Here is a 9,650-nt window from a genome sequence, read left to right as displayed (position 1 = left end):
CTCACCACCGGCCACTTTATTCGCTGCCCGCTGCAAACGCCGCGCAGGACGCGCCAAACTCCAAGCCAGCCACAGCAAAAACGGGGTACTGCTCAACATGGTCACGGCCAGCAGGGTAATCGGGTGATCAATCAGGTAGTTGATCAGCCCTTTTTTCGGGTCGGTCGGATGCGACAGAAACAGGCGATACATCTCCCCGTGGGCAAACACGATAAACGGCCCGATCACCATGCGCTGGTCATACAGTTTTTTACGTGGATACTGTAAATCTTCCGACAGTGAGACAAAGCTGCTCATATCGCGCGCGCCCATATGCCCTGAACCGAGCAACAGGCCATCACCGCGCTGGATCACCACCCGCACACGCGAATGCTGGTTGCTGTTGAGCGATAATCGAATTTGCCGATCGGTTGCATCAGCGGGCAGGGCTTGCAGTTGCCGCCCCAGTTGATTGGCCATCCGCTGGTAAGAGACCTTCTCTCGTGCCGAGAGTTCGGTGACATTACGGCTATCCCAGCGTGGCAGCATCAGCACCAGCAGCAATACCAGCGCCAGCGTAAACCAGAAAATCGCAAATATCCGCGCAGTCAGGCTGTTCAGGGTATTAAATAGCCCGATCATGCTGCCGTAACCAGCAGATAACCGCGCCCTCGCAGGGTTTTAAACCATGGCTGGCCGTCACTGCGCTCGGGCAGCTTTTTGCGCAGGTTTGACATGTGCATGTCTATCGAGCGGTCAAACGGTGAAAGGCGTTTTCCCAGAATATCCAGACTCAATGTTTCCCGTGAAATGATCTCTCCGGGGTGCTGAATCAACAACTGCAACAGGGTAAATTCTGTCCCCGTCAAATCAAGGGCGGCATCCTGATAGCGCACCTCTTGCCGACCCGGATAGAGGGTTATCTGATCAAATTGCAAACACTCCTGCCCCTTATCTTCGTTACCACTGACCCGCACGGTACGGCGCAAAATAGCCCGGATCCGCGCCACCAGCTCACGATCATTAAAGGGTTTTGGCAGATAGTCATCCGCACCCAGCTCTAGCCCCAGCACTCTGTCCAGCTCACTGCCGCGCGCGGTCAGCATCAGTACTGGCGTTGTGAAGTTCAAGCGCAGAGCCTTGAGTGTTTCAAGCCCGTTGCGTTTGGGCATCATGATATCGAGCAAGATCAGATCGATACTTTCATCCAACACACTCAGTGCCTGATCGCCATCATGGGCAACGAGCACCGAAAAGCCTTCCATTTCGAGCAGTTCTGAGAGTAAATCGGTTAATTCGTGGTCATCGTCTACAAGCAATAATTTGGTCATACTGTCCCTCCGCCTGACATAAGGTATGCGATCCCCTGCCTGACAGCTATGTTCCTTTACATAGATTTACACCACCTGACACCACTTTGCATTGATGCGCCTACAATTACCCTCATTGATTGAACGGACAACATCCACCCCTGTTAACCAGTAAAAGGAAAAAACGATGCGAGTACTGAATAAAGTTATGATTGCTTCTGTGTTGGCGTTGACATCGGGTCTGGCTATGGCACAAACCACCGCAGTCACCACCGCCGCAGCGGACAACACCGCGCCGGCAGAGCGAACCGGTATGATGCAAAAGCATCAGATGAAAAACGGCGATCATAAAAATATGCGCTGTTCCGGTTTTACCACTAAAGGGCTAAACCTGAGCGAACAGCAGCAAGCGCAGTTCAAAACATTGTGCCAACAGCAAAAGCGCGAACCGCGTATGGCCGATGAAATGCGTGCTGAAATGCACAAAATCATGACCGCTGCAAAATTTGATGAAACAGCGGCCCGCAAAATGTTTGAGAAGATGAACGCACAGCGTGTTGACAGTCAGGTTGAGCGCGCACGCACCCATAACCAGATGTATAACCTGCTGACACCAGAGCAACAAGCCAAGGTCGATCAGCGTTATCAGGCTCGCCAACCGGTAGCCAAACCTGCTATGCCAGCCGCAGCACCAGCGGCAAACTAAGGTTTTAACTTCCTGCCAAAACGGATCTTCACTCTTCTCCCGCTGGCGCTGCGTCAGCGGGTGTTTTTGCTTTCATCCCCCCATTTTTTTAAGTGCTCTGTGCTTTTTTTCCCTAAATAATCTTTCTCTTTTACAGCGGCCTTGCTGTTTTAAGGGGGATGAGCGTGATTTTTTAACACGCAAACGCAAACGGTTACGTCTGTTTTGTGCTAGACTCGGCGACGTTTTTATTCATTCTCTCTGACAGGTTCTCCCTCATGAAACGTGAATTAGCGATCGAGTTTTCCCGTGTAACCGAAGCGGCGGCACTGGCCGGTTACAAATGGCTGGGGCGTGGCGATAAGAATATTGCCGATGATGCTGCGGTTCGCGCGATGCGCATTATGCTCAATCAAGTTGAGATAGCCGGTGAGATAGTCATTGGTGAGGGTGAAATTGATGAAGCGCCGATGCTGTATATCGGTGAAAAAGTGGGTACTGGCCAAGGCTGCGCAGTAGATATCGCGGTTGACCCAATTGAGGGCACGCGGATGACGGCCATGGGGCAGGCCAATGCGTTGGCGGTACTGGCTGTGGGCGAAAAAGGCACATTTTTACGCGCCCCTGATATGTATATGGAAAAACTGGCCGTCGGGCCGGCAGCAAAAGGGGTGATAGATCTTAATTTATCACTGACTGAAAACCTGACCCGTGTTGCCGAAAAGCTGAACAAACCGCTGCATGCACTGACCGTCATCACGCTGGCCAAACCACGCCATGATAGCGCCATTGCACAGATGCAGGCGATGGGCGTGCGGGTGTTTGCCATTCCTGATGGGGATGTGGCCGCCTCTATTCTGACCTGTATGCCAGAGAGTGAAGTAGATGTGCTGTACGGTATCGGCGGTGCGCCGGAAGGCGTTATCTCTGCGGCGGTGATCCGTGCGCTTGATGGCGATATGCAGGGCCGTTTGCTGGCACGTCATCACGTCAAAGGTGACAGTGAAGAGAACCGCCGGTTGGGTGAAAGTGAGCTAGCCCGCTGTGCAGAGATGGGCATTGAGGCGGATAAAGTGCTGACGCTGTCAGATATGGCGCGTAACGATAACGTTATTTTCTCGGCCACCGGCATCACCAAAGGTGATCTGCTTGAGGGTATTCACCGTCAGGGCAATGTAGCAACCACTGAAACGCTGCTGATCCGCGGTAAATCACGCACCATTCGCCGCATCAAATCGACCCATTATTTGGATCGTAAAGACCCTGAGATCTGCCAGATTATTCTGTGATAACACTGTCATGTAATCGCGCTGCAATTCGACGGTCATAACAAAAACGGCACTCAATCGAGTGCCGTTTTTATCTGCATTGATCTTTAACCGATGCGACGGGCAGAGAGGTCCTGTTTGTGCTGGCGCTGGCGGTAAACAATCAGCAGCCAGATCAGGCCAATCAGTAGCCCCATTACCAACATCAGCAAACCAAGCGTGGTTTGGCCATGCATTGGCAGGCTGGCCGAGAGCCATGTGGTGACTCCCGATCCCATATTTTGTAAGCCGCCAACCAGTGCGCCGGCCGAACCAGCCAACAGCGGGTAAGGGTTAAGTGCGCCGGTCGTCGCCAGCGGAAACAGCATGCCACCGGCAAAAAAGAACATCGCCGCGGGGATCAGCAGGCTATATACCGTAAGAATACCGAGTGCGCCACATGCCCACATACTAAAACCGGCCAATACCGCAGAGCTAGCACCAATCCACATTAACTGATTGAGGGTAAAACCCTTTTGCGCAGCCAGCCACGAACCCAAAAAGGCTGCCGGTAATGGCAAAATAAACAAGATGCTGACCATCACTTCGCTCAGCCCCAGCTCATTGCTCATCAGTACACCGGCACTCGCTTCAAACACCGCAATCCCTGACAAGGCACAGACCATAATCAGCACATAGCCGACAAAATCACCCTGCTGTAACAGATGTTTATACCCTTTGAGCAAGCTGGTCGCATGGTGTTTTGCTGCTTCCGGCCTCGTTTCCGGCAACCAAAGTGCCATCGATAACCAGACAAATGACCCCAGCCCAAGCAGAAACACAAAACAGGCCCGCCAACCAAAGTGGGCCGATAACACCCCACCCAGCACCGGTGCCAGTAACGGGCTAAATATCACCCCCATACTGATCAGGCTGTTGGCACGGCGCAGCGGCGCACCATCAAACAGATCACGCGGCACGGTACGGATCATGACACCCGCAACTCCTGTCCCCAACCCTTGGATCGCGCTGCTGGCCACCAGCAGATCTAAATTCGGTGCTAAAATAGCCAGTAGTGTACCCGCCACAAATACCAGTAAACCGGCCAGCACCACAGGGCGACGACCAATACGATCAGAGAGTGGGCCATAAATCAGTTGTGACAGGCCATAAGTCAGTAAATAGGCGGCCATCACCGCCTGTACAGCACCTGGGCGAACCATTAATCCCGTTGCAATCTGCGTCATGGCGGGAACATAGATGGTTTGTGTCATCTGCCCAACAGCCACTAACAAAATCAGCAAAAGCAGCATTTTGTTTTCGTTTGTTTTATTCATGTTTAATTGGCTTCAATTCCACTGCACAACGCCACTGCAACCTTAGATTGCAGCGTTAGCAACGCAGAGTTTTATTCTGTGGATTAAGGGAAATAGTAGATAAAAAAATGACTGGAAAGAGTCATAGGTAATACGATAACAAAGTGGTGAGCCAGCTCACAACCTTTTACGCTCGGAAGATTTCAGACAGGCGTACAAATAACCGATCACCGGCTGGAATAAAATATTTACACTGCCAGCCATCAGGTTCAGTCACGCTTTTTATACCGCAATATTTCCCACAATAAGTAAACGCATTGCTTTATAAACTGCGCACGGCATAATAAACATTCTATTAACATGGCGGCGAAACCGGAGCAGATCCCATCATGAAAACGGCGGATATTATTCTGCATCGGCTGAAAAGTCAGGGTGCACTCAGTGCAAAGATGCTCGCCGCAGATCTGGGCATGACCACCATGGGCATTCGCCAGCACATGCAGTTACTCGAACAGCAGCAACTGGTGCAGTTTGATGATCAGCGGCTGAAAATCGGCCGTCCGACCCGTTACTGGTCACTCACTGCCCAAGGGCATGCCACCTTTCCCGATCGCCATGCCGACCTTTCTGCCGGATTACTGATCAGCATCCGTAAACTGTATGGCGAGCCGATGCTCAACCAACTGATGAGCGAGCGTGAAGAGCAATTGTATCAGCAGTATCACGGTGCGCTCTTGCATGCCCAGACGCTGGAAGCCCGCCTGAGTGCACTGGTGCGGCTGCGCCAGAACGAGGGATATATGGCCGAACTGCACCCCTATGCCGGCGGATTTTTACTGATTGAACAGCACTGCCCGATCTGTTCTGCCGCCAGTGCGTGTCAGGCCTTGTGTACCAGTGAACTACACTTATTTCAGCGCCTGCTCGGTGAACCTTATCAGGTTGAACGTATCGAACATATTGTTGGCGGAGACCGCCGCTGTGCCTATGCTATTTCAGCCCGTTGATACAACAACGCTGATATCTGTATAGGTATAGATGGATATCCTGATAAATAAAGTCATATCCGAATAAAAACAATATATTGAGCAACACACAGAAGGTATACAGCATGACAGAGTGGGTTCAAGGCCGCGTCAGTAAAATCGAACACTGGACCGATCGCCTGTTTTCGCTGCACGTCCGCGCAGCGGTTGCACCGTTTAAAGCCGGCCAGTTCACCAAGCTGGCGCTGGATATTCAGGGTGAGCGGATACAGCGCGCATACTCGTATGTGAATGCCCCCGACAGCGATGATCTGATTTTTTATGTGATCCAAGTGCCCGAAGGCAAACTCTCTAGTGCGTTACAGCAGCTACAGGTGGGAGATAACGTGTGGCTAACGGCACAGGCCAACGGCTTTTTTGTGCTTGATGAGCTGCCGCCGACCCGTGATTTATGGATGATCGCTACCGGTACGGCCATTGGCCCGTATTTATCAATGCTGGCACAACCTTCACAACTTGAGTCTATTCGCCATATCCGCCTGATCCATGCCGTGCGCCAACAGTCAGATCTCAGCTACTGGCCACAGATGCAGGCGCTGGAGGCTGAATATGCCGGAAAATTACGCTGCCTGAGTGTAGTGAGCCGTGAGGCAAATCCTGATGGATTAGAGGGGCGAATTCCGGCGCTGTTAACCTCAGGTGCATTAGAGCAAAAAGCAGAATTAGCTATTACGGCCGAACATTCACACATTATGCTGTGCGGAAACCCACAAATGGTGCGCGATACCCAGCAAACGCTGATCAACAGCTTTAACTTGCAAAAACATCTACGCCGTAAACCCGGCCAGATCACCAGTGAGCATTACTGGTAAGTAAAACACCCGCGTAATCTGTTCAATGCACAGATGCGGCACGGTAACAACCCAATACCGTGCCGCGCGCTATAATAAAACGTCATCAGTTTGAAACTATTACCGTCAATTAGCCCGCAACACTAGCGGCGAAAACGCACCGGTTGCGGAACATCACCATACTGATTACGGTCTGGCTGACCACGAAACAGCCCACAATCAAGGGCAAAAATCACCAGTACGAACAGCGGCATAAAACGGGCAATCGCCCACTGCCACAGCGGTTCGGTTAAATACGGGCCAATCCCCGGAAAAAACACCGGAATAATCAACAGTGCCGCAAACCAGCCGGGTTTACCCCTGTCGTGTAGACGCTTGACCAAGACCGCCAGCATCGGCCACAGCAGCACTATCACTACCGCACTGACCGCATTGGTGTAACCGTCAAGCAACCAAGTTGCCAGCATCAACAGCAGCAGACAAATGCCCATTCCCTGCCAAAACCCCTGACGTTGTAACCGACCTCGAAAAGAAAATAACCATGCATAAAGCGACATAAACGTACCCTGTAGCGGCAGATTGATAACGGATATTATCCTGCATCCTTAGCAATTACGCAGCAGTAAAATCCTTTTCACCTGATATCACAAGCGGCCTCACAGTGTGTCTGCCGCTGACGGCCCTTTTTGCGCGCAATCAGGATATTCACCGCTTATCTCCCCCAACAATCTTGCACAAACCGACTGACATATCAGGTGAGGGAAAGCACCTCTAGCCGCTGGCGTGTCAGTAGCCTATATTGGTCTACGCAGGATAAGGCAATGCCGTCTCTATCAGCCTGATCCCTTTTGCTGCTGAACAACAATTCCAGCATGACATGAACTGTTATCCAATAAGGAAATTATCGATGAAACTGTTCTATACCCCAGGTGCGTGCTCAATGTCTCCGCATATCGTACTCAACGAGCTTGGCTTGCCGCACAGCGTGGAAAAAGTCGACTTACGCGCAAAGAAGACTGAACACGGCGATGACTTTCTGGCCATCAACCCAAAAGGGCAAATCCCCACGCTGCTGCTTGATGACGGCACGATACTGACCGAAGGGGTGGCGATTGTGCAGTATTTGGCCGATCAGTGCCCAAACAACGCCCTGACGCCGCCCGCAGGTAGCCGTGCCCACTATCACCTGCTTGAGAGCCTGAACTACGTCGCCACCGAGCTGCACAAAACCTGGGGCAGCCTGTTCAATCCGGCGATGCCAGCCGAATGGCGTGAAGTCGTACTAACCCGCATTCAGGGGCAACTGGCCTATTTAGATCAGCAGTTTTCCAAGCAAGAGTATGTGACCGGTGCAACCTTCTCGATTGCCGATGCCTATATGTTTACCGTACTTGGCTGGGCAACACCGCTGAAAATTGATTTTGCTCCGTATCCACATGTACAAGCGTATCTTGCCCGTATCGGTGCGCGTCCGGCTGTACAGCAAACACTCAAAGCCGAAGGGCTGATTTAACCACCGTTGGGTGGCTAACAGCCGCTCATTTTCGTTAACAAAACGCCCCTGAGCAGCCATGCTACTCAGGGGCGTTTTTATACCGACGGGTTGATACCGAACAGTTCAGAAAGAGGAAGGATGTCAGATCACAATAGCCCGCTCACTTCATGTTGTAACGCGCTCGGCCAGACACCGCACTGCACCTGCCCGATATGTGGGCGTTGCAATAACAGCATAGTCAGCCGCGATTGCCCGATACCTCCACCGATAGTTTGCGGCATCGCGCCCTGCAACAGGTTCTGATGCCATGCCTGACTTAAACGCGCCTCATCACCGGTCAGTGCCAGCTGATGTTGCAGTGCGGCCGCATCGACCCTAATCCCCATTGATGACAGCTCAAGCACATCATCCAGCACTGGGTTCCAAACCAAAATATCACCGTTTAAACCGGCCAAGCCTTCAATCCCCGCAGAGCTCCAGTCATCATAATCTGGCGCGCGGCAGTCGTGTGCATCACCGTTTGACAGTGCCCCGCCGATACCCATCAGGAATACAGCACCCAACTCTTTGGCAATCGCCCGCTCGCGCTCTTTAGCACTGAGCTGCGGATAACGCTGCAACAACTGCTCACTGTGCATAAACTGGATATCAGATGGCAGAAATGGCGTTAACCCATACTCGGCGCACACCGCACGCTCGGTCTGCTTAATGGCACGGTAAATTTTCTGTACTGTCTGTTGCAGATAGGCTGGCGTACGCTCAGCTTCAGGCATCACCCGCTCCCAATCCCACTGATCAACATACACAGAGTGAATAGCCGACAGCCGGTCTTCATCAGGGCGCAGTGCCTTCATGTGCGTGAAGATCCCCTCTCCGGCCTGAAAACCGTAACGTCCTAGTGTATGGCGCTTCCATTTTGCCAGTGAATGCACCACCTCAAACTGTGCTTGTGGCAAGGTTTTTACCTTCACTTGCACAGCTTGCTCACTGCCCGACAAGTTATCCTGAATGCCATCACCCACTTGGCTCAAAATTGGCCCCTGCACTTCCACCAGATCAAGGTGCTGTGCCAGTTGATCGGAAAAGTAGGTTTTTACAAAGCTGATTTGCTGCTGGCGCTGGATAAATTCTCTGCTCATGATACGGCTCTTCTTCTGTTATTGCCGGTCTGCTGACCCGTCAAAAAAGGTGAATATCGCGCTAACAGAGCCATGCATACCATTTGCTCCTGCGCCTCTCTGTTTTTGATTCTTCAACAAAACCGCCATACAATTCAATATTCATTAATAAAAATAACCATTACATGTAATTATCACTAAAAAAATAGCGCTATATTTAATGGATCAACAATTAAAGGCAGTAAAAATGGGTGAAAATTACCGAATCGATAATCTGGATAAATCGATACTGAGCGCATTAATGGATAATGCGCGCACTTCGTACGCTGAACTGGCTAAGCGTTTTGGGGTCAGCGCCGGTACGATTCATGTGCGGGTAGAGAAGATGAAAGAGGCCGGAATCATTGAGGGAACGCGAGTACAGGTTAGCGCCAAGCGGCTGGGCTATGATGTCTGCTGTTTTATCGGTATTAATCTGAAAAGTGCCAAAGACTACCCCTCGGCACTGGGGAAATTACGCGAGCTTGATGAGGTGGTCGAAGCCTATTACACCACCGGTAACTACAGTATTTTTATCAAGGTGATGACCCGCTCAATTGATGAGTTGCAGCATGTGCTGGTCAATAAAATTCAGAATATTGATGAAATTCAGTCAACGGAAAC

Annotated in this window: 10 protein-coding genes and 1 pseudogene; 6 read left to right on the top strand and 5 right to left on the bottom strand. The window is 51.4% G+C overall.

Annotated features, from left to right (window positions below):
- Both cpxA and cpxR read right to left on the bottom strand, forming a co-directional pair.
- Nucleotides 1-621, bottom strand: a pseudogene (gene cpxA / locus ACRC27_RS03645) (envelope stress sensor histidine kinase CpxA); the annotation flags it as partial.
- Nucleotides 618-1,310 carry an envelope stress response regulator transcription factor CpxR gene (gene cpxR / locus ACRC27_RS03640; RefSeq protein WP_438629590.1) on the bottom strand — a complete coding sequence of 231 codons (693 nt, stop codon included), beginning with the start codon at nt 1,308-1,310 and terminating at the stop codon, nt 618-620. The gene cpxR and the pseudogene cpxA, both read right to left, overlap by 4 nt.
- Nucleotides 1,311-1,476: 166 nt before the next feature.
- Here cpxR and ACRC27_RS03635 point away from each other — a divergent pair, with 166 nt between their 5' ends.
- Nucleotides 1,477-1,995 (top strand): Spy/CpxP family protein refolding chaperone, encoded by a 519-nt coding sequence (locus tag ACRC27_RS03635; RefSeq protein ID WP_438623241.1) that lies wholly within the window; start codon nt 1,477-1,479, stop codon nt 1,993-1,995.
- Nucleotides 1,996-2,252: 257 nt separating this feature from the next.
- Nucleotides 2,253-3,263, top strand: a complete 1,011-nt coding sequence (gene glpX / locus ACRC27_RS03630; RefSeq protein ID WP_438629588.1) for a class II fructose-bisphosphatase — start codon at nt 2,253-2,255, stop codon at nt 3,261-3,263.
- Between the two features lie 86 nt (nt 3,264-3,349).
- Here glpX and emrD read toward each other — a convergent pair whose 3' ends face one another.
- Nucleotides 3,350-4,558 carry a multidrug efflux MFS transporter EmrD gene (gene emrD, locus ACRC27_RS03625; protein WP_438623243.1) on the bottom strand — a complete coding sequence of 403 codons (1,209 nt, stop codon included), beginning with the start codon at nt 4,556-4,558 and terminating at the stop codon, nt 3,350-3,352.
- A gap of 368 nt (nt 4,559-4,926) precedes the next feature.
- On the opposite strand from emrD, the gene ACRC27_RS03620 reads away from it, so the two are divergent.
- Nucleotides 4,927-5,544 carry a helix-turn-helix transcriptional regulator gene (locus ACRC27_RS03620; protein ID WP_438629586.1) on the top strand — a complete coding sequence of 206 codons (618 nt, stop codon included), beginning with the start codon at nt 4,927-4,929 and terminating at the stop codon, nt 5,542-5,544.
- 104 nt (nt 5,545-5,648) lie between these two features.
- Nucleotides 5,649-6,395, top strand: coding sequence for an FAD-binding oxidoreductase (locus ACRC27_RS03615; RefSeq protein ID WP_438639209.1), 747 nt, complete (start codon nt 5,649-5,651; stop codon nt 6,393-6,395).
- 122 nt (nt 6,396-6,517) lie between these two features.
- Here the strand turns inward: ACRC27_RS03615 and ACRC27_RS03610 are convergent, their stop codons facing one another.
- The gene (locus tag ACRC27_RS03610) at nt 6,518-6,931 is read right to left on the bottom strand and encodes a DUF805 domain-containing protein (protein WP_438623246.1); all 414 of its coding nucleotides are present in this window, start codon (nt 6,929-6,931) and stop codon (nt 6,518-6,520) included.
- A gap of 350 nt (nt 6,932-7,281) precedes the next feature.
- On the opposite strand from ACRC27_RS03610, the gene gstA reads away from it, so the two are divergent.
- Nucleotides 7,282-7,887, top strand: coding sequence for a glutathione transferase GstA (gene gstA / locus ACRC27_RS03605; protein ID WP_438639208.1), 606 nt, complete (start codon nt 7,282-7,284; stop codon nt 7,885-7,887).
- Between the two features lie 128 nt (nt 7,888-8,015).
- On the opposite strand, the gene asnA is transcribed toward gstA, so the two are convergent.
- Nucleotides 8,016-9,008 (bottom strand): aspartate--ammonia ligase, encoded by a 993-nt coding sequence (asnA, locus tag ACRC27_RS03600; protein ID WP_438623248.1) that lies wholly within the window; start codon nt 9,006-9,008, stop codon nt 8,016-8,018.
- A gap of 226 nt (nt 9,009-9,234) precedes the next feature.
- Between asnA and asnC the strand changes: the two genes are divergently transcribed.
- On the top strand, nt 9,235-9,650 hold a 416-nt coding region (asnC, locus tag ACRC27_RS03595; protein WP_438639210.1), incomplete at its 3' end, for a transcriptional regulator AsnC.

It is taken from the genome of Plesiomonas sp. (assembly GCF_051650925.1).
Taxonomy (GTDB): domain Bacteria; phylum Pseudomonadota; class Gammaproteobacteria; order Enterobacterales; family CAMTGL01; genus Plesiomonas.
This window is presented reverse-complemented; position numbering and strand designations above follow the sequence as displayed.